Raw genomic sequence first — 25950 nt, forward strand, 5'->3', positions numbered from 1 at the left:
ATCATGAAGACGCTACTGTTGCTGCTGATGCTGTGGGTGCCCGTGGCCTTCAGCAATAACGGGCCGGCCGCCGCGCGGGTCAATGGTGAAGAGATTTCCGAGTTTCGCCTGGAGCGCTATTTCGCCGAATACCTGGAAGACCAGGGTCGGGCGGTGGGCAGCATTCGCAATCCCAAGGCTTATAAACAATTGCGTCAGGCTGCCCTCGATGCGTTGATCGACAAAGAGTTGCTGTGGCAGGAAGCGCTCAAGCGCGGGGTGCAGGTCAGTGACACCGCGGTGCAAAGCCAGGTTGATCAGACCCGCCAGGCCATGGGCGGTGCCGAGGTGTTTGCCCGCAGGCTGCAAGATGCCGGTTTTGATGAGGCCAGTTTCACCGAATACACCCGCCGGGAGCTGGCGGCGCAGCAGGTGTTCGCCGACCTGATCAAAGTGCCCGAACCGGACGAAAAACAGGTCTTGGCTTTTTTTACGGAGCATCGCGCCGAGATGAGCCGCCCCGAAGAAATCCAGGCGCGGCACATCCTGGTCAAAGTCCCGCAAAACGCCGATACCTCCACAGTCGAGGCCGCGCGACTACGCTTAGAGGAGATGCGGGTGCAAATCACCCGGGGCGCGGATTTCGCCAGCGTCGCCCGCAGCGGTTCCGAAGACGTTTCGGCCAGTGTGGGCGGGGACTTGGGCTATTTCTCGCGCGGGCGCATGATGCCTGAGTTCGAAGCGGTGGCGTTCGCCCTGAAACCGGGGCAAGTCAGTGAACCGGTGCGTACATCGGTCGGCTGGCATTTGATCTACTTACAGAACCATCAGGAGGCGGCAGATGTCACAGAGGAGCAGGGGCTTGCAACGGTTCGGGTATACCTTGCCCGACAGCAAAAGGCCCAGGCTCGTCGAGACGTTTTGGCGCAACTTCGATCCAGCAATCGAATCGAGCGGATTGACGATGATTGAACCTTCCCCCCCAATAATGGGGAAAAGCTTCAATGCCAATCCATGCGCTTCCCCGCCTTTGGGGGGAGGGGATTCTGGACGATATGGCATTGTCTTCAAATTCAAGGACATGAAGAGATAATAATACCGGCGCTCGGCCTGGCATGAAGTGTGCGTTAGCCCTTGTAAGGCACACTCCACCAGGCTCGGTACTCGGACCTGCGGTTTCAAGGAGTCGACCTTGTTAAACAAAGTACTGGTTGTCGAAGACGAACAGCTTCTTGCGGAAAACCTCAAGGATTACCTTCAGGCGCAAGCGCTGGAAGTCCGGATAGCTCACGACGGTGCCAGAGCAATCGGCGAAGCCGAACGTTTTGCACCCGATGTGATGGTGTTCGATTACCGCTTGCCGGATATGGAAGGCTTTCAGGTGCTCGATGCCGTCCGCCAGAACAGGAATTGTCATTTTGTGCTGATTACCGGGCACCCAACCGCTGAAGTCTGTGAGCGGGCCCGACAGCTAGGTGTCAGCCATATCCTGTTCAAACCCTTTCCATTGGCGGAATTGGCCCGTGCAGTCTGCGACCTTCTGGGGATGGAGCGCGAAGCCAAAACGGGCGTGAGCACCTCCGAAGGTTATGTCGAACGGCGCCAGAGCAGGATCGAGAGTTTCCCGCTGCAGTTGTACGACGGTAGTTGGGTGCTGGCGGATCGCCGACGAACATCGGCCTCCAGGGCACCGGACGACGAACAATTGCTCACCGGGGAGTAGTGGCGCGACACGACGTTCCGGCTCCCGCCGCAATGGCCTGCCGCGCCGACAGGGCTCTAAGCCCCCGGCGTTGGAGAGCAAGCCATGGAACGTCTATCACTTGCCGTCGAACCGGCACCGTTGGACTCAGTACCGTCATGCTTTTCCAGTGAGCAATTGGTCCAGGCGCGGTCCCGGGCCGCCAGTACCGGCGAACGGGTACTGGACGCCCTCGGGGTGTTGTGTGAACTGGCCCCCATGCCGTTTATCCACTGCCTCGGCGCAACCCTGCATTACCCGGTGCTCGATACCGACACGCTGTTCCAAGCCACCCCAGTGTTTGACCGGGTCACCCTGGCCCAATGCCTCAAGCGCGAATTCATCCTGCTGCGCCATGACGACGCGGTCATCGGCGTGTTTGCCGACCCGTTCGACACGGCCCGGTTGGCCTGGATCGACGATTGCCTGCATGGCGCGCCGCTTTACCTGGTGCATGCCGACGACCTGAAAGCCTACCTGGCCCGCCACGAAGAAAGCTTCCACGCGGTGGAATCGCTCAACGCCCAGGCCGATGCGAATGTCGAGATCGACAACCTGCAAAGCCTGTCCCTGACCAGCATCAGCGAAGACGCCAGCGTCGTCGTCAAACTGGTCAACTCGACCCTTTACGACGCGCTGAAAATGCACGCCAGCGACATCCACTTGGGCACCACCGGCAGCGGCCTGGTGATCAAGTACCGCATTGATGGTGTGCTGAACAACATCAGCAAGATCCAGGGCAGCGAGTTCGCTGAGCAGGTGATTTCCCGGGTCAAGGTCATGGCCGAACTGGACATCGGCGAAAAACGCGTGCCCCAGGACGGTCGCTTCAAAATCGGTATCAAAGGCCGGCAGATCGACTTCCGGGTATCGATCATGCCGAGCATTTTCGGTGAAGACGCGGTGCTGCGGGTGCTGGACAAACAAGACCTGGCGGACAAAGTCAGCGGTGTGCAATTGCAGGCCCTCGGTTTTGAAGAGGAAACCCTGAAGCAGCTGCGGCGCCTGGCCGCTGAACCCTACGGCATGGTGCTGGTGACCGGCCCGACCGGCAGCGGCAAGACCACCACGCTCTACGCGATGATCACCGAGATCAATCACGGCGTGGACAAGATCATCACCATCGAAGACCCGGTGGAATATCAACTGCCGGGCGTCCTGCAAATTCCCGTCAACGAGAAGAAAGGCCTGACCTTCGCCCGGGGCTTGCGCTCGATCCTGCGCCATGACCCGGACAAGATCATGGTCGGTGAAATCCGTGACCCCGACACCGCGCAAATAGCCGTGCAATCGGCGCTCACCGGGCACCTGGTATTCACCACCATTCACGCCAACAACGTGTTCGACGTGATTGGCCGTTTCACCCAAATGGAAATCGACCCTTACAGCCTGGTCTCGGCGCTCAACGCGGTGCTGGCCCAGCGGCTGATTCGGCTGGTGTGCGCCAGTTGCAGCGCGCCGAGCTATCCGACTGACGATGAACTGCAAGCCTCCGGGCTCGATCCGCAACAGGTCGGTCATTACCAGTTCGTGCATGGCAAGGGCTGTGGCCATTGCCGGGGCACCGGTTACCGCGGGCGTACGGCGATTGCCGAGCTGCTGCACCTCGACGACGAACTGCGGCAAATGATCGTCGAGCGCCAACCCATTTCGAAAATCAAGGCCCACGCCTGCAAACGTGGCTTGCGCCTGTTGCGCGAGTCGGCGCTGGAACTGGTGCAAGCGGGGCGTACTACGCTCGAGGAGATCAATCGTGTCACTTTTGTCTCGTGATCGTTATGTGGCCGTGCTCGGCGCCAGCGGCGTCGGCCTCGGTCAGCGCCAGGGCAGCGACACCCGTTGGCTGGGCAGCGTCGGTTTTATCGACGAAGGCTTCCACGCCTGGGCCGTTGCGCTGGAAACCCTCGACCGTTTGCTCGGCGAACATGCCCGCGCTGGTGCTGAATTGAGCGTGGTGATTTCCGGACACTTCAGCCGCGTTTGCCTGGTGCCCTGGAGCGACCAGATCAGCAGCCCCGACGAATTGCTCGGCTTCGCCCAACTGTGCTTTGAAGACCTCTACGGCGTGCCGAGCCAACCCTGGAACCTGGTGCTGTCAGCGGAACCGACGGGCTACGACCGCATCGCTGCGGCCTTGCCCCAGGACTTGCTGGAACGCCTGCGCAGCCTGGTCAGCGCTCGCGGCTTGCGCCTGTGTTCGGTGCAGCCGTACCTGATGGCGGCGTTCAACCACTTCGATAAAAGCTTCGACGCCGGGGACTTCCTGTTCGTGGTCGCCGAACCGGTGCGCAGTGTGTTGCTGCTGGCCCGAGAAGGGCGCTGGACCTCGGTGCGTTCGGTGGGCAGCAGCGACAGCGATGCGGCACTTACCGCGCTGATTGGCCGGGAAAACCAGTTGCAGGCGTCCACCAGCGAACGGCCGTTGAATGTCTACCTGCATGCCCCGGCACGTCTCGACTCGCAACCCGATGTACCTGGCGTGCACCTGAGAACCCTCGAAGAGGACCGGACTAGCGTACGGGATTGTCTGTACGTGATGTCCCGGGCGGTGGCCTGACATGCGCGCCCTGACCCTCGACTTCCAGCCGCGTCGCCGCTCCGGTCCCTTGGGCTGGAGCCTGTTGACTGCCGGCGTGGCGCTGACCCTGGCGTGCTTCTTCGCCCAACAGCACCTCGACCAGCAATCTTCGCAACAACAAGGTCACTTGCAACACGCCCAACGGGAACTCACCGGCGACACCGGCGGCAAAGTCGGCCTGACCCCGGCCGAGACCCGCGAGCAAGCGCAAAACCTCGCCGAAATGCGCAAGGTTTCCCAGCAACTGCGTCGGCCATGGGAACGCTTGTTCGCCATGCTCGAAGCCATGCCCCGGGATGACATTGCCTTGCTGACCCTGACCCCGGATGCGCGTAAAGGCCAGGTGCGGATCAGCGCCGAGGCGCGGGATCTGGAAACCATGCTCGAGTTTCACCAGCGTCTGGAAGCCAGCGACGAGCTGTCGGACGTGTCCCTGCTCAGCCATGAAATCGTCGCCAACGTGCCGGAACACCCGGTTCAATTCAACCTGTCGGCGACTTGGGAGATTGGCGATGCAAATCCCTAGATTGATCGTGCACGAATACCTGCAAGGCCTGGGCATTCCTGGCCTGGCCGGGATAGCGATGGTGGCGCTGGCACTGGTGTTTACCCTCGCCGGTTTGTTGCCGGACTGGCAGTCACTACAAACCCTCAGCCAGCAAACCCGCGAAGCCGGCGAGTACCTGGCCAAGGTTGAAGACGGCAGCGTCGCGCCACCGGTGGTGCCGCAACGTCAGCTCGACGACTTCCGCAGCAAACTGCCGTCTCAGCCTCAAGCCACTGTGGCCATCGACAAGATCTACGCCTTGGCCGCGCAAGAGCACATCACCCTGGCCCGGGGTGAATATTCCCTGGGTATCGACCCCAAGACCCATCTGGCCCGCTATCAGATTCTGCTGCCGGTACGCGGCAGTTATCCGCAACTGCGGCGCTTCCTGCACGCCTTGCTCGGCCAGTTGCCGGCGGTGGTGGTGGAGGACGTGGAGTTCCAGCGCAAGAAGATCGCCGACACCGACCTGACCGGGCGGATCCGCATGACCCTTTACCTGTCGAGGTCGTGATGAATACCAAGCGCGTAGCAGGTTGGGTGGCGTTCTTCGGCGTGGCGGCGGCGCTGGCCTGGTTGCCCGGGTACCTCCAGCAACCGGAGGACGGCGAGATCAGCGTCGCCACCGTGGCCAAACCCGCCAAAAGCAAAACCTCGGCCGCGCTGACCAGCGTCAAAGCGGCGTCGATCAAGGACTTGAACCCGGCGGGAGACCTGTTCGCCGCCCGCAGTTGGAAGGCTGCGCCAACCCTTGCCAGCGTCACTGAACAACCCGTCAGCCTGACCCCGGTGGTGCAAATCCCCAGCGCACCGCCGATGCCTTTTCAGTTCGTCGGCAAGCTCCATGACCGTTCCGACCTGCAAGTGTTTTTGCAGAGCGGCGAAAAAATATACGTCGTGCGCAAAGGGGATGTGATCGACGAAACCTGGCGGATCGAGGGCATTTCCGATGTGGAATTGAGCCTGGTCTACCTGCCTCTGCATTTGGCCCAGACTTTGTCTGTGGGGAGCACGCAATGAACAGATCCCGTTTACTGATGAGCCTGTGTCTGACCACAGCGCTGGCCGCGTGCAGTTCGGCGCAAGTCGCCAACAAAGAAGCGTCCGACCTGATCGAACAAGGTCAGTACGAAGCCGGATTGGCACGCATCCAGGAAGGCCTGCGGGAAGACCCTCGGGACACGGAATTGCACCTGCTGCTGAACACCGGTCGGGCCAAAGCGATTACTGCGCTGCTGACCGCAGGCGACACCGACCGCGCACGCCGGGACTTTCCTTCCGCTCGGCTGGCCTACGGTCGGGTGCTGACCATCGAACCGAGCAACCGCCGGGCCCAGGATTCGCTGCGCCAACTCGATTACCTGCGCAGCCAGGATGACAAACTCGAACTGGCCCGGGGTGACCTGCGCCGCGGTGATATCTACGGCGCTGATCGCCAGGTCAAACAGATCCTCGAACTCGACCCGAAAAATGACGGCGCCCTGGAACTGCAAGGCAATATCCGCCTGGTCCAGAGCCGCAACGTGATTCCGTATCCACAACTGCGTACACGTCTGGATCGGCCGGTGACCCTGGAATTTCGCGACGCCAACCTGAAAACCATTTTCGAAGTGCTGTCCCAGGTTGCCGGGCTGAATTTCATCTTCGACAAGGACCTGCGCCCGGACATGAAAGCCACGATCTTCGTGCGTGACGTGCGCATCGAAGACGCCGTGGAACTGCTGCTGCAACAGAACCAGTTGCATCAGAAAATCGTCAACGAAAACACCTTGCTGATCTACCCGGACTCGCCGCAGAAGGTCAAGGACTACCAGGAATTGGTGATGCGCACCTTCTACCTGACCAGCGTCGATGCCAACACTGCGCTGAACATGATCAAAACCATGCTCAAGACCCGCGACGTGTTCGTCGATGAGCGCCTCAACACCCTGACCATGCGTGACACCGAAGACGCGGTGCGCATGGCGGAAAAACTCTTGCAGTCGCAAGACCAGTCCGACCCCGAAGTGATTCTGGAAGTGGAGGTGATGGAAGTCGCCACCCAGCGGATTCTCGACCTGGGCCTGCAATGGCCGAACACCTTCGGCGTGGTCAACAGCGACGGTTCGGCGGTGACCCTTCTTGATCAACTGAAAGGTATCAACTCCAGCCGGATCTCCATTTCGCCGTCGCCGCAAGCCAAGATCAACGCCCAGGACAACGACATCAACACCCTGGCCAGCCCGGTGATCCGCGTGAGCAATCGCGAACAGGCGCGCATCCACATTGGGCAGCGTGTGCCGATCATCAGCGCCACCTCCGTGCCGTCCACGCAAGGCCCGGTGATTACCGAAAGCGTCACTTACCTCGACGTCGGTCTGAAGCTGGAAGTGCAGCCGATCGTGCACTTGAACAACGAAGTGGCGATCAAGATTGCGTTGGAAGTGAGTAACGCCACGCCGCTGGAACCGACCCGCCAGGGCACGATTCCGGTCCAGGTCGATACCCGCAACGCCCAGACTACCTTGCGTTTGCACGATGGTGAAACGCAGATCCTTGCCGGCCTGATGCGCAACGACCATGGCGCTACCGGCAACAAGATTCCAGGCCTTGGCGACATTCCTGGGTTGGGCCGCTTGTTCGGCAGCAACAAGGACACCGTCGGCAAGTCGGAACTGGTGCTGTCGATCACCCCACGGATCGTGCGCAACCTGCCGTACCAGAGCCCGTCGGACATGGAATTCCAGACTGGCACCGAAACCAGCATGCACATCCAGGCGCCCGACCGTGGCATGGACACGGCGATTCACACCGAAGTCATGGCCACACCGGTTGCCTCGTCCGCCAACGTTGTCGCCGAGAAGCAGTGATCATGAACGCCTCCCAACGCGGTTTTACCTTGATTGAAGTCGTGGTGACGCTGGCCCTGATCGGTCTGTTGGCCGGCATGGCCGCGCCCCTGACCGAAACCGTGGTGCGCCGGGGCAAGGAGCAGGACATGCGCGCGGCGCTGTACCAGATTCGAGACGCCATCGACGCCTACAAGCGCGCCTTCGACGCCGGTTATATCGAGAAGTCGCTGAACAGCAGCGGCTACCCGCCGAATCTGCAAGTGCTGGTGGACGGTGTGCGCGATGTGCGCAGTGCCAAGGGCGCCAAGTTCTACTTTTTGCGCCGGGTGCCCCATGACCCGCTGATGACAGTCAAGCGTAACGATGAAGGTGGCTGGGGTCTGCGCTCCTACGACAGTACGGCTCAAAACCCACGGGAAGGCGAAGACGTGTTTGACGTCTACTCCAAAGCCCGGGGCAAAGGCCTCAACGGCATTGCCTACCGCGAGTGGTGAAACTATGCGCCGGGAAAAAGGTTTTACCCTGCTGGAATTGATGGTGGTCATGGCAATCATCGCAACCCTGATGACCATTGCCTTGCCACGCTACTTCACCAGCCTGGAAGTCTCGAAAGAGACCACGCTGCGCCAAAGCCTGTCGGCGATGCGCGAGGCGCTCGATCACTACTACGGCGACACCGGGCGCTATCCCGACTCCATCGAGCAATTAGTTGAGCAGCGTTATTTGCGTAACCCGCCAACGGACCCGATCGCCGAACGCAAAGACCTTTGGGTGCTGGTGGCGCCGCCGGACGGCGTGTCGGGCGCGGTGGCCGATATCAAAAGCGGTGCTACCGGGAGGGCGCGTGATGGCAGCCTTTATTCCGAGTGGTAGGCCCGCCAGCCAGGGTGGGTTCACTTACCTGGGCGTGCTGTTTTTGATCGTGCTGATGGGCATGGGCCTGGCCAGCGCCGGGGAGTTGTGGTCCACCGCCTCGCGGCGTGATCGCGAACGCCAGTTGCTGTGGGTCGGCACGCAATACGCCCAGGCGCTGCGCAGCTATTACCGCAGTTCGCCGGGGTTGGCGCAGTACCCGAAAGACCTGGCGGATCTGTTGCAGGACGAGCGTTTTCCCTCGCCCAAACATCATCTGCGCCAGCTCTACCCGGACCCGATTGGCGGTGGTGAATGGACACTGATGCGCGGTTTCGACGGGCGCATCACCGGCCTCTACTGCCCGTCTACCGATACACCGCTGAAACAGACGAATTTCCCCAGCCAATGGTCGGATTTCGTTGGCATGGCCAGCTACAAGGACTGGCAGTTCGTGGCCGAGAAAGCGTTTTTGGATGGCACCTCCGGTCCGCCAAAATCCCAGTCTTCGATACCTCAGGCGCTGACGCCATGAACAGATATTGCCTGGCGCTGCTGCTGATGTTGATGACCCCTTTGGCCTCGGCCGGCGAGGAAGACGAAATGATGGGTTTCATCGTCGACGACACGATCTCGCACATCGGCCACGACTTTTATTACTCGTTCAGTGAACGCCTGCGCGCCACCAGCCCGATGGATTTCAACCTGGTGGTGCGCGAACGACCTTCGGCCCGCTGGGGCAGCCTGGTGACCGTGGAATATCAGCAACGCCTGGTTTACCGGCGCTTCCTGCCGCCGAACACCGTAGAACTCAAGGACGAGGCGTACGACGCCGCCGACTGGGTTCGCGGGCAAATCGTCCAGCGCAAGCTGGAAACGTTGTTGCAGGACACCACCGACCTGGAGAAGGACGAATTATGAACAAGAAAACGTTCTCACAGCGCACCGGCATTTGGCTCCTCGGGTTGGGCAGTTGTGGCCTGGTCCACGCCACCGAGCTGGTCTACACACCGGTCAATCCGTCGTTCGGCGGCAACCCGTTGAACGGCACCTGGCTGCTCAACAACGCCCAGGCGCAAAACGACTATGACGACCCCGACCTGAAAGACCGCACGGCGGTGGCAGGCACATCGGCCCTTGAACGCTTCACCAGTCAATTGCAGTCGCGGTTGCTGGGGCAGTTGCTGGACAACATCTCCACGGGCAATACGGGGAGCCTGTCCACCGACAGTTTTATCGTCAACGTCATCGACGACTCCGGCGCACTGAGCATTGAAGTGACCGACCGAGCGAGCGGTGAAGTTTCGGAAATTCAAGTGAACGGCCTCAACCCTTGATAGGGATTCGGGCTGCCGGGGAGTGAAGGACATGAAAAATATAATAGTGCTAGGGCTGATGTTGGCGGCATTACAGGGTTGCAGTTTGCGCGACACGATGCCGGCCGAGCAGGACACCGAATCACCGACCCTCACACCACGGGCGTCGACCTACTACGACTTGCTGAACATGCCGCGGCCAAAAGGCCGGTTGATGGCGGTGGTATACGGCTTCCGCGACCAGACCGGGCAATACAAACCGACCCCGGCCAGCTCGTTTTCCACCAGCGTGACCCAGGGCGCGGCAAGCATGTTGATGGACGCGATGCAGGCCAGTGGCTGGTTCGTGGTGCTGGAACGCGAAGGGCTGCAGAACTTGCTGACCGAACGCAAAATCATCCGCGCGTCGCAGAAGAAGGCGAATACGCCGGTGAATATCCAGGGCGAACTTCCACCGTTGCAAGCGGCGAATTTGATGCTCGAAGGCGGGATCATCGCGTATGACACCAACGTGCGCAGCGGCGGGGAAGGGGCGCGGTATCTGGGGATCGACATCTCTCGGGAGTACCGAGTGGACCAGGTCTCGGTGAACCTGCGAGCAGTGGATGTGCGCAGTGGGCAGGTGTTGGCCAATGTCATGACCAGCAAGACGATTTATTCGGTTGGGCGCAGTGCCGGGGTATTCAAGTTTATTGAGTTCAAGAAGTTGCTCGAAGCTGAGGTGGGGTACACCACCAATGAGCCGGCGCAGTTGTGTGTGTTGTCGGCGATCGAAGCCGCCGTCGGGCATCTGTTGGCTCAGGGGATTGAGCGCAAGATGTGGCAGGTGGCGGGGGATAACTCCACGCCCGCGCAGGATGAGACGCTGGGTCGCTACCTGACTCAGAACAAGGTTGATCCGGAGAGTGAATAAACCGGGGGCGGGCCTCGCTCTTGCCCCCTGTAGGAGCGGCCTAAGGCTGCGATCTTTTGATCGTGCCCTTGGCGGCCTAATAGCCGACCATGCTCTTGCTGACCGAGTACATGTCCATTCCTGCGGTAACGGCGGCTTAGGGTTTCGCCCTTACGGCGAGGCACTTTTTTCAAACGCCAAAAAAGTACCCAAAAAGGCTCGCCCCGGCGTCCGGCCCCTCGCTTAGGCTCGGCGTGCCTTCGTTCCGGTGTCCATCTGGGGGCATCGCCTCCGGTCGGCTTCGCTTCGACCTCCTCTCGATGTGTTCGACTTCGTCGAACGGCGCTTCGCGCCTGCCCCCCAGATGAACACCTCCACTCAGCCTCCCGAAGGGGCGGGCAAAGCAAGATCAAGAGCAGGCGAGCTAACGCTCGGCCTAATGAGTGGTTAGGAGCGGGTGGGTGTATGCCGTTCTGCCTCTGTTTTCTGTAGGAGCAAGGCTTGCCCGCGATGGCGGCCTGACAGTCGATCAGTCTTTCGCGGATCTACACCGGCACTGCGTTATCGTTTTTCGCGGGCAAGCCTTGCTCCTGCGGGATTGTGGTTCACGCCTTAAAAACCGCGACCCTACAGCGCTTTGCCCCCGATCGTTCCCACGCTCTGCGTGGGAACGATCAGAACGCTCGGCCTAATGAGTGGTTAGGAGCGGGTGGGTGTATGCCGTTCTGCCTCTGTTTTCTGTAGGAGCAAGGCTTGCCCGCGATGGCGGCCTGACAGTCGATCAGTCTTTCGCGGATCTACACCGGCACTGCGTTATCGTTTTTCGCGGGCAAGCCTTGCTCCTGCGGGATTGTGGTTCACGCCTTAAAAACCGCGACCCTACAGCGCTTTGCCCCCGATCGTTCCCACGCTCTGCGTGGGAATGCATCCCGTGACGCTCTGCGTCACATACAAAGGCGGAACGCGGAGCGTCCCTGGTGGCATTCCCACGCTCTGCGTGGGAACGATCAGAACGCTCGGCCTAATGAGTGGTTAGGAGCGGGTGGGTGTATGCCGTTCTGCCTCTGTTTTCTGTAGGAGCAAGGCTTGCCCGCGATGGCGGCCTGACAGTCGATCAGTCATTCGAGGATCTACACCGGCACTGCGTTATCGTTTTTCGCGGGCAAGCCTTGCTCCTGCGGGATTGTGGTTCACGCCTTAAAAACCGCGACCCCACAGCGCTTTGCCCCCGATCGTTCCCACGCTCTGCGTGGGAATGCATCCCGTGACGCTCTGCGTCACATACAAAGGCGGAACGCGGAGCGTCCCTGGTGGCATTCCCACGCGGAGCGTGGGAACGATCAGAAAGAGGTGTGTCAGTGGTTATGTGGTTGCCGGGGTTGGGTCTGCAGCGCTGCCCGTCGGGAGCAAGCTCCCTCGCCACAGGATAAGTTCATCAAGTAGACCGCGTTATCGTTCTTCGCGAGCCTGCTCGCGATGGCAGCCCAACAGCCGACCAATCTCCCACAGGCGCAGCCCATAAAAAAACCGCGACCCCATAAAGGGCCGCGGTTTTTTATGCCGTGCGTTTACTGCTGCAAAACAGTCGCCTGGTTGGCCGAACCAAACTGCTGCACCGTCGCCATTTGCGTCATCCCGCTCTGATCAACATTGGCAATGTTGCCGGTCCCGCCCTGGGTGACATACGCCACGTTCATGCTGTCTGCCTGTTTAACGGTGATCTGGTTGTCACTGCCATACAACTGCGTGGTGAACGCCTGGTTCCCCGTGCCGGACTGGTCAAACTCGGTGCTGTTCCCCGAACCGTTGGAAGAACCTTGGGCCAGGTTGGTCGTTCCACGCTGGTCGGCGATGAGGATGTTGTCGCTGCCGTTCTGGTCGAAGTACAACTCGTTGTAGGAGTCGGCCTGGCTGACAGTAGTCTTGTTGCCGCTGCCGGTCTGGTTCGTGGTCATGATGTGGCCGACGCCATCCTGCTTGAAGCTCGCCACGTTGTTGGTGCCGTTCTGGTTGATGGTCGCGCGTTGGTTGCTGCCGAACTGGCCGCCCAGTTGCGGGCCTTTCCAGTCGCTGGCGTAGACCTTGTTGCCGTTGCCCACGGAGGTGGCGTTGAGCACATGGTTTTCACCGCTTTGATAGGTGAAGTGCACGTTACCAGTGCCTTGCTGATACAACGCAATGGTCGAGCCCATGGATTCGAACTGGTCGGCATAGATGGCGTTGAGGTCGCCGACTTGCAGCACCTGCGCCACGTTGTTTTCGCCGAAGCTCTGGTCGACCACGGTTTCGTTGGTTTGCCCGTATTGGTTGACGGTGGCCTGGCTGGCGGTCTGGCTGTCTTGCCAGACTTCAGTGGCGTTGAAGCCGCCGAACTGGTTGATGGTCAGGTTGCCGCCGATGCCGTTGCGCTGGTCGCCGTAGGCGTAGTTGCCTTCGCCGGCCTGGTTGATGCCGATCTGGCCGCCCATGTGGCTGACTTGTTCGGCGGTCGCGTAGTTGGTATTGCCGTACTGGATGATCATCGCGTCGTTGGCGACGCCCAGTTGGATCTGTTCGATGTTGGCCTCGTTGTTATCCCCGAACTGGAAGGTTTTGCCCGAGGTGGCTTCCTGGGAGTCCTGGTAGACAAACGAGAAGTTGCCGCTGCCTTGCTGTTGTTGCAACACCTGGTTTTCGCCGCTGCCGATCGACTGGCTGGCATGACTGATGTTGAAGCTGCCGACCTGTTGCTGGGTGATGGTGCTGGTGTCTTCGAACAATTGCTCGGCGTAACCGGCGTTGTAGTCACCGACCTGGGTCTGGTCGATGGTGCTGGTGGCGGTGTCTTGCACGGCGGCCGCGTCGTTGCCCTGGCCGAGTTGCTGTTGGGTCGCGGTGCTGAACGGGGCGAGGTTCTGCTTCACATCGGCGATGTTGGCAGTACCGACCTGGTTCTGTGTGGACACGCTGTCGTCCGCCATGGCCTGGGCACTGACAATGACCAGGATGGCAGCGGTGAGCGGCGTCAATTTAAACATGATGAAACCTCCAAGGTTGCTGCAGTGCTTAGCGATATTGTTTGACCGAAACGCTCATGCCATTCCCGGACTGGGTCACGGCGCTGGAAAGCCCCGTGCCGGCCTGGTCGATGCTGGCGTCGTTGTTACTACCGTTCTGGGAAATCTGCGCGCGGTTGTGGCTGCCGGTCTGAGTGATCGAGGCGTCGTTGCCATAACCTTGCTGATTGATCTGTGCCATCAGGTCGCTGCCCTGTTGCAGGATGTAGGCTTCCTGATTGCTGCCCGACTGGACGATCCGTCCGAGCAACCCCTGACCGTTCTGTTGCAACAACGCGACGTTGGCCTGGCCGAGCTGGTTGATCAGCGCTTGCTGGCCAATCGGCGCTGGCAACTCACCGAGGTCGGCGCTGGGGGCCAGGTCGTCGTTATCCATCAAATCGTCGGCGCGCGCGCCTGCGCCGCTGCAGAGCAGAAGCAGGCAGAGCAGGGCGGCGGTCGGCGTTTGCATGGCGTTGTCCTTTAAAAATGGGCCTGCCCCACCGACCGCGAAGGTCGGTGGGGAGAGGGCTCAGAGCGTGGTCACCGACACCGAGCGTACGGTGCCTTGGGACGACCGGATGGTGGCTGTCGGGTTCGCCGATGGAATCACCGTAGTGCTGTTGTTGATCGTCAACCGCCAGCGTCCCGTCACCGGCACCGTGGTGGTGCCCAGGGTTACCAGCCCGGTCGGGGTGGATACCTGAATGGTGATGGTGTTGCCGGTGGTCACCGATGAAGTACCGGCGAAGTCCCAGTTGAAGCGGTTGTTGGAGCGGGCCTGGACCGTGGCGGTGGTCACGGTGAAGGTTTCCGCAGCAGGTCGTGGCGAGACTTGCACGGTGACCGTCGCTGGCGTCGACAGGGCGCCGAAGCTGTCCCGGGCGATGTAGGTGAAGGTCGTGGTGAAGGCCGTGGTGACCGTGGCCGGTGGGGTGTAGGTGATCACCGTGCCGTTACTGCTGACGGTGCCGCGACCCGCTGCCGGTTGGGTCAGGCTGGCGACGCCGAGCGGCACGTTGCCTTCCGGATCGGTGTCGTTGGCCAGCACGCTGATCGGGATCGCCACGCCCAGGGTCGCGACGCTGTCGGCCACCGCTACCGGTGGCCGGTTCGGCGCCACAGTAATGGTCACGGTCGCGGCGGTGGTCGAAGCCAGGCCTTTGACGTCCTGCGCCTTGTAGGTGAAGGTCGTGGTCAGCGGCGTGGTGACGACGGCGGGCGGGGTGTAGACCACCGCCGTGGTGCCGCTCAACGCGACGGTGCCTTGGCCGGCGGCCGGTTGGGTCAGGGCGCTGATGCTCAGCGGCACGTTGCCGTCCGGGTCGCTGTCGTTGGTCAGCAGGTTGAGGGTGATCGGCACGCCGAAACTGGTGGCGCCGGTGTCGGCGACCGAGAGCGGTGCCTGGTTCTCGCCGGTGTCCGGTGCGGTACCGACTACGACGACGAGCTCAGTATCGCTGCCGCCCGCGGCGGATTTCACCGTGACGCTGGCCGGTGGCTGGGTCAGGTCGGCCACCGTCAGGCGTTGCAGGGTGCCGGATTTCGACAAGCGTCCGTAGCCTTGGGCAACCATGTCTGGCACTGCCACTTCATCTGTGGAGGTGGCTTCGATCAGCAGGCTGTGGTTGCTCCAGCTATAGCGCGCGGTCTGGATTTTCACCAGGTCCGTGAGCTTGCTCGACACGGCGGTAGGGCGCGTGGTGCCGGCCGGGTTGGTGGCGGTGACGACCACAATCGAAGGCAGGTTGCCGCTGACCAGATGCTGACCAAAGAACAAGCCGTTGTTGTCGCCGATCAAGTTGGTCTGGCACGGCGAAGCCGGTGGGCCGACCACCAGGGCCAGGGTTTCACGGAAGCACAGGGTCGAGCCGTTGTTCGACTTGGCAAAGACTTCCACCCGCGTGCCCGCCGAGGTACGGCGATAAGTGGCGCGGTTGATATCCACCGCGGTTTGCGCGCGGTTATCGAGCACCTTGCCGGCGACGGTGAACAGACTGGTCTGGATCGTCCCGGCCGGCCCCTGGATACGCACGAAGTTGGTATTGAACGGGCTGCCGAGCACGGCTTCGGTGAGGTTTGGGTCCCCGACGTAGGTTTCGACGGCGCCGTTGTCCGGGTTCACTTCGGTGTAGGGGCCGTTGACGCTGCGCAGGAACGGCCCAATTTGACCATTCAACGCGCCGCTGAAATCACCGGGGACACTAATGCCGACATCTTTGGTGATGTTGATCGCCCGACGGCCAGGGGCAGTGACATTGACCGTTTCCACGCCATACGGGTGAGTGATGGTGTAGGTCCCGGCGATGGGCACATTCACCCGAATGCGAATCCGCGCAAAGCTTTGCTGATCACCATCGGCAGGGAGTCCCGAGGCGAAGGCCGCTTCGATCCCGGCCACGTAGGCGTCCATGCCATAACCGGCGGCGTTGTTGGCGATGGTGGTCTCGGCCAGGTACCAGAAGGCTTCGTCTGGCCAGTTATCCGGGAACACCATCGGCAGGGTATCGTCGAAAATGCCCGGCGCCGGCAGCAAGGTGCACATGTAGGCCGGCGGCACACTGGCCGGCACCCGCGAACTCGCGGCCCGGGACTGACACAGTTCCATCGACAGCAGATTACTGTCCTGATACCACATCGGGAATTTCCCGGTGGCGAAGGTGTAGGGGCCGGGGTCGACTGCCGCCAGTTGGGCGAAAGCACTGCCGGACAGCGATAGAGTCAGTCCCAGGGCGTTGAGCGCCAGGCGTGGCCAATTGTTCATGATGCCTCCTGATGAGGATCTGGGCATGAGAGTGTTCATTGCACGATGACCACTTCTTCGGTATCGCTGCCGCCATTGGATGACGTCACCCGAACCTTGGCGGGCGGAATCGGCGAGATCCCGGTGGCCAGGGTTTTCACCGCGCCGTCGCCACTCAGGGCGCCGATGGCGACACCGCTGCCGGAGGTGGCGGTGAGCACCGGTGGTGAGGTTTCGTCGCTGGTAGATGCCACGAGCGTCAGTTGCCCTGTGCTCAAGCTGTATTCGGCGCGGGAAATCACCACCAGGTCGGTCAGGGTCATGGGCAGGGTGGTCGGCGTGCTGCTGGCGATAGCCAGGTGATTGTCAGCGGTCACCTGCAAGGTGCTCGGCAAGGTCGGATTGGTCGAAGACTGGGCGTACCAATTGCCGGTGGTGTCGGCCTCGGTCAGGTGCAGCGCCGGGTTGTTGCTGTCCAGCGTCACGGTGGCCGGTGGCGGCGGGGCCATGACGAACACATCTTGCTGGGCCACTGGCGCACTGGTCCCGGCCTTGCGCGAATAAGTGCTGCGCTGGGTGATCATCGGGGTCGGCCGGACCACGGTCGACAACTTGCCGGAGATGGCAAACACCGTGGTGCGCAGGTCCAGCCCGTTGGGACCTTCGATGCGAATGAAGTTGGTGTTGAACGGGCTGCCGGTGACGGCTTCCGACAGGTTCGGGTCGCCGATGAATTTGTCGGCGGCGCCGGTCACCGGGTTGGTTTCGGTGTAGGGGCCGTTGACGCTGCGCAGGAACGGGCCAACATCACCCTTGAGGGCGCCGTCGTAGGTTTTCGGGGTGCCGATGCCGATGTCCCGGGTCATGTTGATCGCCCGCCGCCCGGGGGTGTCGATGTTGAACACATCGACGCCGTAGGGATGAGTGATGATATAGGTGCCGGCGGTGGGCACATCGACGCGAATGCGGATGCGGGCGAAGCTGATCTGGTCACCCTCGACCGGGTCGCCGCCGCTGAAGGCCGCTTCGACGGCGCTGACGTAGGTCAGGTCAATGCCCCTGGCTGCATCGACAATCGCGCCGTCGGCGGTGAACCAGAACGCTTCATCGGGGAAGTTGGTCGGGAAGACCAGCGGTTGCGTGTCGTCGAAGATCCCCGGCGCCGGTAGCAAGTTGCACATGTACGTTGGCGCGCCCGGCGCACTGGGCACCCGCGAACTGACGGCTTTGGACAGGCACAGGTCGAGGGTTCGGCCGTGGGTGTCTTGATACCAGCCGGCGAACGAGCCGTTGGCTGGCAGATAAGGGCCTGGATCGACCGCATACAGCGCCGCTTGGGCAACGCCTTGGGCCAGAGCAGTCACGACCAGCGCGGCCGCGGTTTTGGACAGTAAAGGGTGCATGAGTTAATCCCTCTATCGGAGTGCCTGTCCCATGGAGACGGGCCAGTTGAGGGGGCTAGCGCAAATTGCATACCAATTGGGGGAAATGGGTGGGAGAGGGCCGTGGTACGGGCGTTGAGGGTGGCGCGGAGAATTGAGGGCTAGATATTGGAGCGGGCGAGTGTCCCCAGGATTGGGGGGCGGTGGGGGAAGTGGGGAATGTTAACGCCTGTGGTGTTGGCCGTTAATGGCAAACCGCATCGAGGTCCGGCTGACCAGGTGAACCGATACTGGAGATATACCCATAAACAGTGATCTTGCCAAACCAGAAATGAGCCCCAGTCGGGCAATCTCACGCCTACTTGATCAACCGCGTATCCAACCCAAACCGCTCCTGAGAAACCAGCTTGAACTGATCCGCCGCCAAGTCGCAACTCACCAGCAAATTCCACGAATGACGGGTCACTGCCGAAGGGATCAGTACAAACGGATGCTCGGCCAGAAGTCCATCAGCAAACTTCTGCTGATTGGGCGAAGGGAGCGACGGGATAAGCCAGTTCGGGTTCGGCACATCATCGGGCTGCACCACCTTGATGGTGGTCGGGTCCAGCACCTCAAAGCACGTCAGCACGTGCTGCACCCTATCCAGAGTATCGAAGCCCACATGGGCCGCGACTTCCAGAATGGCTGTGGACGGGTCGGCCGAAGCGTAAATAACCCGGCGGCCGGGCGGGTTCCATCGGCCACCGGATAACTGTGCACCAATGCCGCTGTCCCACGTGCCCTTAAAGACCTCGCGGTCGAGGCGCCACGCATGCCACGTCCCATCCCAGGGTAAAGGATTCATTGATAAACCCCGTGTTCAATGCGGGTCAGATAATCCTCTACCACTTGGAAGCCCAGCGAGTTGTCTATCAGCTCCAGCGGGACATGACCGTCCAGGTATTTGCAGGGCTTCTTCAGCCAGTCCTCCGCCAACTGCTGATTGCCAAACACGTTGGTGGCGTGCTCCAGCGTCTTCGCGTACTGAAAGGCAACCGTACTCTGCTGTTGGTTCAGGCGCACCGATTTGGTTTCTTTCACCAAACGCTGGACTGTGCGGACAGACTTCCCGGTGATGCGCTGGACAAGGTCGTGCTCCATGTACAGCGTAGAGGTGGAAAGCATGTCCCGGACGTCGCTCAGGTTAAAGCCTTCCTGTGTGTAGCGGATGATCAGCAAAGGCGTATCACCCTTGCGGCCATGCAACAGCACTTCTGTAGGCTTTCTGGTGATTGTCTTTAAGGCTGCTTTTGCTCTGGGTTTAGTGGTTGGCTCGTCTACCTGATTCACTGCGGACATGCTGACACCCTCCAAAACGACATTTGACGTAATGATAGCGTCAAATGTCGCGACTTGGGCAAGTGGTTTTTATCCCGGGAAATTGTCAGAGAACTTCTCGTGTTTTTGAGGTGTTACACGCGGCTCAAGACGCGCGTTTAAAGACACTCGGTGTTACGTCATAAGAGGCTACAACGCCTTGCGTCGTTGCCTACGCGTACGCCAGAATCCGCCGGCTTGTGCGGCTTTGGGGTGGGCTATATCGTTTGCTGGTCACTGCAAAACAGTGATCGGGTTTGGTAGCCCATCCACGAGAGTCGCATAGCATCACCATTCGTGACGTTTTTCGTCTCGGCATTATGGTGGTCATGCGCAGGGCACCTTCGGGTGCGCCGGTTTCTCGTGTCCGGTCTACCAACCTGCGTACGGCCACCACCCTTCGTTTGGTAGCGCGGCTGGTTGGCTCCTTTATTACTACACGAGGGTTTCATCTATGTTCAAAGTCACACCCAACCCCCCGAATACCGGTTCAGTCCCCTACGACGCCTCTTTCGATCTTGACCCCAAGAAAATGAAATTGGCGGCCGACCGCGCACTCAACTTCTACCTCAACCCCGGGGCGACGAAAACGCAGATACCGCCCCGCAGCTGCGGCACCTTCTTCACCATCGACGCAGCGGTGGATGACGAAACGTTGCTGGTCGAGGTCTACGAATCGTTATCAACGGCCCGCAAGATGGTCAACGATCTCGTAGAGCTCACGGACGGCCCGCGACGCCATACGATGCTGGTGCTTCATCGGTCGCTGCTGATGGGTGAGCTGGCGGTCAATCGGGTACTGGATAACCACAAGCCTGGGTAGCAGTCAGGCACGGTCGTGAGGGAGTCCACTCCCTCACGACTAACACGACCCATGTAGCAGCTGGCGAAGCCTGCGTTCGGCTGCGAAGCAGTCGTAAAACCTGAGCGCGAGGTCTTCCTGAAGTACCGCATCGGTTGATTTCACGTCTGCTTCGCAGCCGAACGCAGGCTTCGCCAGCTGCTACACAGAGTGTGTTTCGGCTGAGACTTTCTTGAATGTGCTTAGCTTGCTTGCATTGGGGCAAACCCCAAACAGTGGGCTATACCCCTTTGTAGGGGAATCGCTTGGATCATCGCCAATGAACATGCACGCACAAACGCACCGGCCCGAAGAAGGCGACATTCGCTTGAGCTCGCGCAAGCAGCCGTTCAACCTGCTGCGCTGGTTTTCGCTGATCAGCATGGCGGTGATCGCCACCGTGGCGGTGGCGCTGGGGGCGGTGTCCACTCAGTTCGTGATTACTGAAAGCGTGCAGCGCGATGCGTTGCTGACCGCGCAATTCATCCAGGCGATTGCCTCGGCCGAGGTGCGCCATGTCTCGATCCCGAATGTGCGGACCATGGGTGAGCTGATCGACCCGCGCCAGGACAAGAACTTTCCCGATATCGATCCGGCAGCTCGGGCCAATGCTCGGGACGAATTCCTCGACCATATCGCCAATCTGCCAGACGTGATCCTGGCCAACGTCTATGCCCCCGACCGCCGGGTGATCTGGTCCACCAACCCGGCACTCATCAACACCACGATTCACTCCGACGAAGACCTGGATTACGCCTTTGACTTCAAAATCCCGGTCTCGGCTAGTTATCACGACGTTGACGAGGCGCGGATGGAGCAGAAGTTTGTCGTGCCCCCCGATTTCATCTTTATTGAAAACTACATTCCGCTGTTCGATGCCGACGGCAAGAGCGTCACGGCAATGGTTGAGATCTACAAGGAACCCAAGGACCTGATCAGCCGTATCGAGCGCGGCCTGGCGCTGATCTGGCTGGCCACGGCCCTGGGCGGCGGGCTGATTTACCTGGGCTTGTACTGGATCGTCCGACGGGCGGCGATTCTGCTGGCGCAGCAACAAAAACAACTGATCACCAATGAAACCTTTGTCGCCCTGGGCGAGATGTCATCGGCCGTCGCCCACAGCCTGCGCAATCCGTTGGCGACCATCCGTTCCAGCGCCGAACTGGCCCTGGAATTCGACAGCGGTCCCGCCCACAAGAACATCAACGACATCATCGGCCAGGTCGATCGCATGTCGAAGTGGGTCCGCGAACTGCTGCAGTCCTTGCGTCCGCTCAACGACGACCCCGAGCCAGTGAACCTGGTGGCGGCGATCTACGACAGCCTCACGGCGTTCGAGCAGCAAATTGCCAGGGCGAAGGTTCAGGTGGTGTTCAATCCTCGACAGACACCCATGGTGCTGAGCCAGCAAGTGCAACTGACGCAGATCCTCAACAGCCTGATGGCCAATGCCCTGGAAGCCATGGACAAGGGCGGCACGCTGACCGTCACCCTGGAACCGACCGATGCCCATGGCGTCTGCGTAGTGCTGAGCGACACCGGCAAAGGCATGAACGAAGAACAACGCAACCTGGCCTTCCGCCCGTTCTTCACCACCAAGGCTGGCGGGCTTGGTGTCGGGCTGGTGCTGGTCAAGCGCATCATGGAACGTTTCGGCGGCGCGGTGGCCCTTGGCAGCCGGGAAGGCGAGGGCACTTGCGTCCGTTTGTCGTTTAAATTATTCCCCTGAAAACGGGGATGAACTTTCCCCGTTAGCGGGTGTCATCCCCCAGTCGTTTTGCCAAGGTTGGCGGAGTAGGTCTTGTAACGTATTGTTTCAAGAAGTATTAATTCTTTGGCGTAAGGCCGTCTGAAGTCTGGCGAGGTAATTGCAAAACACCATTACCCCCCTGAACAACTTCGAGGCGGCTGGTGATGGACAGAAAAGCGCGGCACCCCTGCAAGTGGTTCGGCCTGTTGACCCCACTGAGCATTCTTCTGACGATGACGCTGGGCACAACCCCGCTGCACGCCAGCCCGATCGACGATGAGCGCCAGCCCGAGCCTTCCGACCCTTCGGCTTACTACGATGAACCGGCTGATAAGCCGGCCGCCCTGAACGCCATTCTAACCATGCCCGATGCCAACGAAGACTCCTTCGATTTACCCGATGGCGTCAAAGGCAGCCGCGACGACACGCGTAAGGAAAACATCCTGCCGCCAACGGCGCAGACCAGTTTCAACTACCCCACCAATGGCAAACCGAGCCCGTTGTTCGGCGCCCAACCGTTCACGCAGCAACTGGTGCTGTTTGAAGAGTTCGGTCCGGAAAAACTCGACCCCACCACCCCGGCGGCACCGTTGGGCTTTCCTCCGGCCGCCGTGGGTCCGTTGCCCCAGCAGGACCCGACCAATGCCGCCCGCAGTGCGCCACCGAGCGCAGCGCTCGACGCCTTCTTGCGGCAACCGGGGCTGACGCCATTCCCTAGCCAGTTCTCTAACGTGGTGGACCGCAACCCGTGGCAGGCGCAAATCGAGGTGTTCCTCAACCGCCATATCGGCTCGTCGGCTGAAGGTCGTCCGCCAGGAAAGGGCTGGTCGCACCAGCGCTGGAACGAGTTCTACCCGCAAGTGGCCTACAAAACCGTGCAAACCGGGGCGCGGCTCAACAGCGGTTGGCGTGACAGCCATCAGATGCACGGTTATGCCATGGGCGAGTTCGGCCCCGGCGGCCTGTATCACAACGTGGCAGGCGTACCGGCCACTGATGGCACCGCCAAAGGCGTCGATCCGCGCTTCCACCCGAACATGCCGGTGCAGAACCACAACTCGGTGTGGACCTTCGACGGCACCTTGCCGCCCAAACTGTTGATGGTGCGTTACGGTCAACCCGTGATGATGCGCCACTACAACGGCTTGCCGATCGATCCGTCGGCCAACATGGGTTTTGGCCTGCACACCATCAGCACCCACGAACACAACGGCCACGCGCCAGCGGAAAGCGACGGCTATGCCAACGCTTTTTTCTTCCCCGGGCAGTATTACGACTATCGCTGGCCGATCCAGTTGGCCGGTTACGACAGCATCAACACCGACGCCCATGATCCACGTGCCGCGTTCCCTTGCTCGCCGGGCGAAACCCTGTGGACCAACGACCTGAGCCCGAGCCGCAAGACCTGCGACCACGGCACCATCAAGATCCGCGGCGACTGGCGCGAAACCATGAGCACCCACTGGTTCCACGACCACATGCTCGATTTCACCGCGCAGAACGTCTACAAGGGCAACGCGGCGATGATGAACTACTACAGTGCCCTGGACCGTGGCAACGAATCGGTGAACGACGGCGTCAACCTGCGTTTGCCCAGCGGCAGCGCCTTGCCGTGGGGTAACCGCGACTATGACGTCAACCTGGTGTTGGCCGACAAGGCCTGGGATCAGTCCGGTCAACTGTGGTTCAACCCGTTCAACACTGACGGCTTCCTCGGTGACCAAGTGCTGGTCAACTGGCAGTGGAAACCGACCCTGGATGTGCGCGCCCGCAGCTATCGGTTCCGCATCCTCAATGGCTCGGTGTCGCGCTACTTCAAGCTCGCCATCGTCCGTGAGGTCAAGGGCAGCAGTGGCGAGTTCCAGGGGCCGAAAAACTCGGGTGTTTCCTATGCCCGCGTGCCGTTCCACATGATTGCCAACGACGGCAACATCATGGAACACACCGTGCCGTTCGACGGCACCATGGACCTCGACGCCGATGGCGATAAAAAGAATCACTTTGCGATCCTGCCAACCCAGGGCATCGCCGAGCGCTTCGACATCATCGTCAACTTCGCGAAAAACGGCATCAAGCCTGGCGACAAAGTGTTCGTGGTCAACCTGCAGGCCCACGACGACGGCAAGGGCCCGAAAGATGTCATCGACCTGGCCGACGTGCTGTCAGAGAAATACCTGGCGGTGATCAAGCAATCGAGCAAAGGCCCGCAGTGGGACAAGGGGGACCCGGGCGTGGGTAAAGTCTTGCAGCTCAACGTCAAGGCCTACACCGGTCAGGACCTGGCCATGGACCCGGCGGCGTACGAACCGGCCAAGCCGGGCAAGGCTGAAGGCATGGTGATGATCCCGCTGAAAATCCATCGCGACAACGCCGCCGACAAAGTGCTGCTGTCCCAGGCCCGTCACCGCACCTTCACCTTCGGCCGCTCCGACGGCACCGATGAAGCACCGTGGACGGTCAAGACCGACGGCGGCTTCGGTTTCCACATGGACCCTCGGCGCTTGAACACCGCGACCAAACTGGCCAGCGGCCCTACCGATGCCGGCGTCACGGGCTTCGGCACCCTGGAAGTGTGGAACATCAAGGCTGGCGGCAAGGGCTGGAGCCACCCGGTGCATGTGCACTTCGAGGAGGGGATCATCCTCAGTCGCGGCGGCAAGACGCCACCGGAATGGGAAAAATGGGCGCGCAAGGACGTGTACCGCATCGGTTCGGAAGCCGACGGCCTGGACAGCGTCGAGATGGCGATCAACTTCCGCGAATTCGCCGGGACGTACATGGAGCACTGCCACAACACTCAGCATGAAGACAACTCGATGCTGCTGCGTTGGGACATTGAGAAGCCCGGGCAATTCCAGTTGATGCCGACCCCGCTGCCAAGCTGGGACGGGGTGCGCTACGTCAACTCCGCCGCGCTGCCAACCTTCCGCAATGGCGATGGCTTTGGCCCACAAGTGGCGGTGAAAAAATGAACCGCCGGGGAGTCGACACGACACTGCATACGCCGCGCTCCCGGGCCCTGGGCATGCACCTGATTTTGGTTCTGGTCACCTGTTTGCTGGCCAGCCAGGTGCTGCTCGCCCATGAACTGTCGCCGACGGAGTCGGCGACACCCTGGGGCGGCGACTACTTCCCCAACACCCTGCTGACCGATCAGGACGGTCGGCAGGTGCGTTTTTTCGATGACCTGATCAAAGGCAAAGTAGTGGTGATCAACTTCATCTTCACTACGTGCAGCGACTCCTGCCCGCTGGAAACCGCCCGTCTGCGACAGGTGCAGCAACTGCTCGGGGACCGGGTTGGCCAGGACATCTTCTTCTACTCGATCAGCATCGACCCGCTCAGCGACACGCCCGAGGTGCTGAAGGCCTATGCGCAACGCTTCAAGGTCGGGCCGGGCTGGAAGTTCCTCACCGGCGAGTTTGCCGATGTCACTGATCTGCGCAAAAAACTCGGGTTGTTTATCGAGGGCGTCGACAACGGCCGCAGCAAGGACCACAACCTGAGCCTGATCGTCGGCAACCAGGCCAGTGGTCGCTGGATGAAGGCTTCACCGTTCGAGAACCCGTGGATCCTCGCCGATCAACTGGCCAATACCTTGCAGAACTGGAAACAACCCAGCATTGAAGAAAGCTACGCCAACGCGCCGGAGATCCGCCCGCCAAGCAACGGCGAAGAGCTGTTTCGCACCCGATGCGCCTCGTGCCACAGCCTCGGGCCGCAAGACGGGCAGGGCATTGGCATGCGCGCCATCGGCCCGGACCTGATCGGCGTGACCCGTCTGCGCGAACCGGCCTGGCTCAACCGCTGGATTCGCGAACCGGACCGCATGCTCGCGGAAAAAGACCCGATCGCCGTGGAGCTTTACCAGCGCTTCGACAAGATTTCGATGCCCAACCTGCGCCTGGATGAGCATTCTGCGCAGACGATCATCGACTTCTTGCAGGAAGAAACCGACCGCCAGCAACCCTTGGCTGAGCAGGCGCCAGAGGTGACACAGATGAACTAGCGGCTAAATAACATCATTGGCCCGTCGACCACGTTCAATGCCACCTACACTGTTCGTGACAACGGCTAAAAAGGCTTCAGGCAAACAACCAGGAC

General features: G+C 60.8%; 24 protein-coding genes. 18 read left to right on the forward strand and 6 right to left on the reverse strand.

What is annotated here, in order from left to right:
* Nucleotides 1–3: 3 nt before the first annotated feature.
* From ACA071_RS11830 to ACA071_RS11895, 14 genes are all read left to right on the forward strand, one after another.
* A complete protein-coding gene (locus ACA071_RS11830; RefSeq protein ID WP_497644477.1) occupies nucleotides 4–951 on the forward strand; it encodes a peptidylprolyl isomerase in 948 nt (315 codons plus the stop codon).
* 220 nt (nucleotides 952–1171) lie between these two features.
* Nucleotides 1172–1702, forward strand: coding sequence for a response regulator (locus tag ACA071_RS11835; protein ID WP_497644478.1), 531 nt, complete (start codon nucleotides 1172–1174; stop codon nucleotides 1700–1702).
* An 84-nt stretch (nucleotides 1703–1786) separates the two neighbouring features.
* Complete coding sequence (locus ACA071_RS11840; protein WP_497644479.1) at nucleotides 1787–3493, forward strand: GspE/PulE family protein; 1707 nt, start codon at nucleotides 1787–1789, stop codon at nucleotides 3491–3493.
* Nucleotides 3474–4277: a hypothetical protein gene (locus ACA071_RS11845; RefSeq protein ID WP_497644480.1), complete on the forward strand. Its 804-nt coding sequence runs from the start codon at nucleotides 3474–3476 to the stop codon at nucleotides 4275–4277. Before ACA071_RS11840 ends, ACA071_RS11845 begins: the two co-directional genes overlap by 20 nt.
* Before the next feature lies 1 nt (nucleotide 4278).
* Nucleotides 4279–4824, forward strand: coding sequence for a pilus assembly protein (locus ACA071_RS11850; RefSeq protein ID WP_497644481.1), 546 nt, complete (start codon nucleotides 4279–4281; stop codon nucleotides 4822–4824).
* Nucleotides 4811–5359 (forward strand): GspMb/PilO family protein, encoded by a 549-nt coding sequence (locus tag ACA071_RS11855; protein WP_497644482.1) that lies wholly within the window; start codon nucleotides 4811–4813, stop codon nucleotides 5357–5359. The genes ACA071_RS11850 and ACA071_RS11855 overlap by 14 nt, the downstream gene beginning before the upstream one ends.
* Nucleotides 5359–5865: a hypothetical protein gene (locus tag ACA071_RS11860; RefSeq protein ID WP_497644483.1), complete on the forward strand. Its 507-nt coding sequence runs from the start codon at nucleotides 5359–5361 to the stop codon at nucleotides 5863–5865. Before ACA071_RS11855 ends, ACA071_RS11860 begins: the two co-directional genes overlap by 1 nt.
* On the forward strand, nucleotides 5862–7694 hold the full coding sequence (locus ACA071_RS11865; protein WP_497644484.1) for a secretin GspD/PilQ domain-containing protein: 1833 nt from the start codon (nucleotides 5862–5864) through the stop codon (nucleotides 7692–7694). Before ACA071_RS11860 ends, ACA071_RS11865 begins: the two co-directional genes overlap by 4 nt.
* Before the next feature lie 2 nt (nucleotides 7695–7696).
* Entirely contained in the window at nucleotides 7697–8170 is a 474-nt protein-coding gene (locus ACA071_RS11870; RefSeq protein ID WP_497644486.1) for a type II secretion system protein, read from the forward strand.
* A 4-nt stretch (nucleotides 8171–8174) separates the two neighbouring features.
* Complete coding sequence (locus ACA071_RS11875) at nucleotides 8175–8549, forward strand: type II secretion system protein (protein WP_497644487.1); 375 nt, start codon at nucleotides 8175–8177, stop codon at nucleotides 8547–8549.
* Nucleotides 8524–9063, forward strand: coding sequence for a type II secretion system protein (locus tag ACA071_RS11880; protein ID WP_497644488.1), 540 nt, complete (start codon nucleotides 8524–8526; stop codon nucleotides 9061–9063). Before ACA071_RS11875 ends, ACA071_RS11880 begins: the two co-directional genes overlap by 26 nt.
* A complete protein-coding gene (csgE, locus tag ACA071_RS11885) occupies nucleotides 9060–9449 on the forward strand; it encodes a curli production assembly/transport protein CsgE (RefSeq protein ID WP_497644489.1) in 390 nt (129 codons plus the stop codon). Before ACA071_RS11880 ends, csgE begins: the two co-directional genes overlap by 4 nt.
* Nucleotides 9446–9865, forward strand: coding sequence for a curli assembly protein CsgF (locus ACA071_RS11890; protein ID WP_497644490.1), 420 nt, complete (start codon nucleotides 9446–9448; stop codon nucleotides 9863–9865). The genes csgE and ACA071_RS11890 overlap by 4 nt, the downstream gene beginning before the upstream one ends.
* A gap of 31 nt (nucleotides 9866–9896) precedes the next feature.
* Nucleotides 9897–10757, forward strand: coding sequence for a CsgG/HfaB family protein (locus ACA071_RS11895; RefSeq protein WP_497644492.1), 861 nt, complete (start codon nucleotides 9897–9899; stop codon nucleotides 10755–10757).
* Nucleotides 10758–12304: 1547 nt separating this feature from the next.
* Here the strand turns inward: ACA071_RS11895 and ACA071_RS11900 are convergent.
* From ACA071_RS11900 to ACA071_RS11925, 6 genes are all read right to left on the reverse strand, one after another.
* Entirely contained in the window at nucleotides 12305–13753 is a 1449-nt protein-coding gene (locus ACA071_RS11900) for a curlin (RefSeq protein WP_497644494.1), read from the reverse strand.
* 28 nt (nucleotides 13754–13781) lie between these two features.
* On the reverse strand, nucleotides 13782–14243 hold the full coding sequence (locus ACA071_RS11905; RefSeq protein ID WP_497644496.1) for a curlin: 462 nt from the start codon (nucleotides 14241–14243) through the stop codon (nucleotides 13782–13784).
* Between the two features lie 60 nt (nucleotides 14244–14303).
* Complete coding sequence (locus ACA071_RS11910; protein ID WP_497644498.1) at nucleotides 14304–16535, reverse strand: cadherin-like domain-containing protein; 2232 nt, start codon at nucleotides 16533–16535, stop codon at nucleotides 14304–14306.
* Nucleotides 16536–16570: 35 nt separating this feature from the next.
* Nucleotides 16571–17917 carry a hypothetical protein gene (locus ACA071_RS11915; RefSeq protein WP_497644500.1) on the reverse strand — a complete coding sequence of 449 codons (1347 nt, stop codon included), beginning with the start codon at nucleotides 17915–17917 and terminating at the stop codon, nucleotides 16571–16573.
* Nucleotides 17918–18254: 337 nt separating this feature from the next.
* A complete protein-coding gene (locus ACA071_RS11920) occupies nucleotides 18255–18743 on the reverse strand; it encodes an RES family NAD+ phosphorylase (protein WP_497644501.1) in 489 nt (162 codons plus the stop codon).
* On the reverse strand, nucleotides 18740–19237 hold the full coding sequence (locus ACA071_RS11925; protein WP_497644503.1) for an Xre family toxin-antitoxin system antitoxin: 498 nt from the start codon (nucleotides 19235–19237) through the stop codon (nucleotides 18740–18742). Before ACA071_RS11925 ends, ACA071_RS11920 begins: the two co-directional genes overlap by 4 nt.
* 472 nt (nucleotides 19238–19709) lie before the next feature.
* Between ACA071_RS11925 and ACA071_RS11930 the strand changes: the two genes are divergently transcribed.
* The 4 genes from ACA071_RS11930 to ACA071_RS11945 all read left to right on the forward strand — a co-directional run bounded on the left by ACA071_RS11930 (nucleotide 19710) and on the right by ACA071_RS11945 (nucleotide 25855).
* Complete coding sequence (locus tag ACA071_RS11930) at nucleotides 19710–20078, forward strand: DUF6124 family protein (RefSeq protein WP_497644505.1); 369 nt, start codon at nucleotides 19710–19712, stop codon at nucleotides 20076–20078.
* Nucleotides 20079–20376: 298 nt separating this feature from the next.
* A complete protein-coding gene (locus tag ACA071_RS11935; RefSeq protein WP_497644506.1) occupies nucleotides 20377–21825 on the forward strand; it encodes a sensor histidine kinase in 1449 nt (482 codons plus the stop codon).
* A 185-nt stretch (nucleotides 21826–22010) separates the two neighbouring features.
* Nucleotides 22011–24818: a multicopper oxidase domain-containing protein gene (locus ACA071_RS11940; protein ID WP_497644508.1), complete on the forward strand. Its 2808-nt coding sequence runs from the start codon at nucleotides 22011–22013 to the stop codon at nucleotides 24816–24818.
* The gene (locus tag ACA071_RS11945) at nucleotides 24815–25855 is read left to right on the forward strand and encodes an SCO family protein (protein ID WP_497644510.1); all 1041 of its coding nucleotides are present in this window, start codon (nucleotides 24815–24817) and stop codon (nucleotides 25853–25855) included. The genes ACA071_RS11940 and ACA071_RS11945 overlap by 4 nt, the downstream gene beginning before the upstream one ends.
* Nucleotides 25856–25950: the final 95 nt, after the last annotated feature.

It is taken from the genome of Pseudomonas sp. LBUM1646 (genome assembly GCF_059716165.1).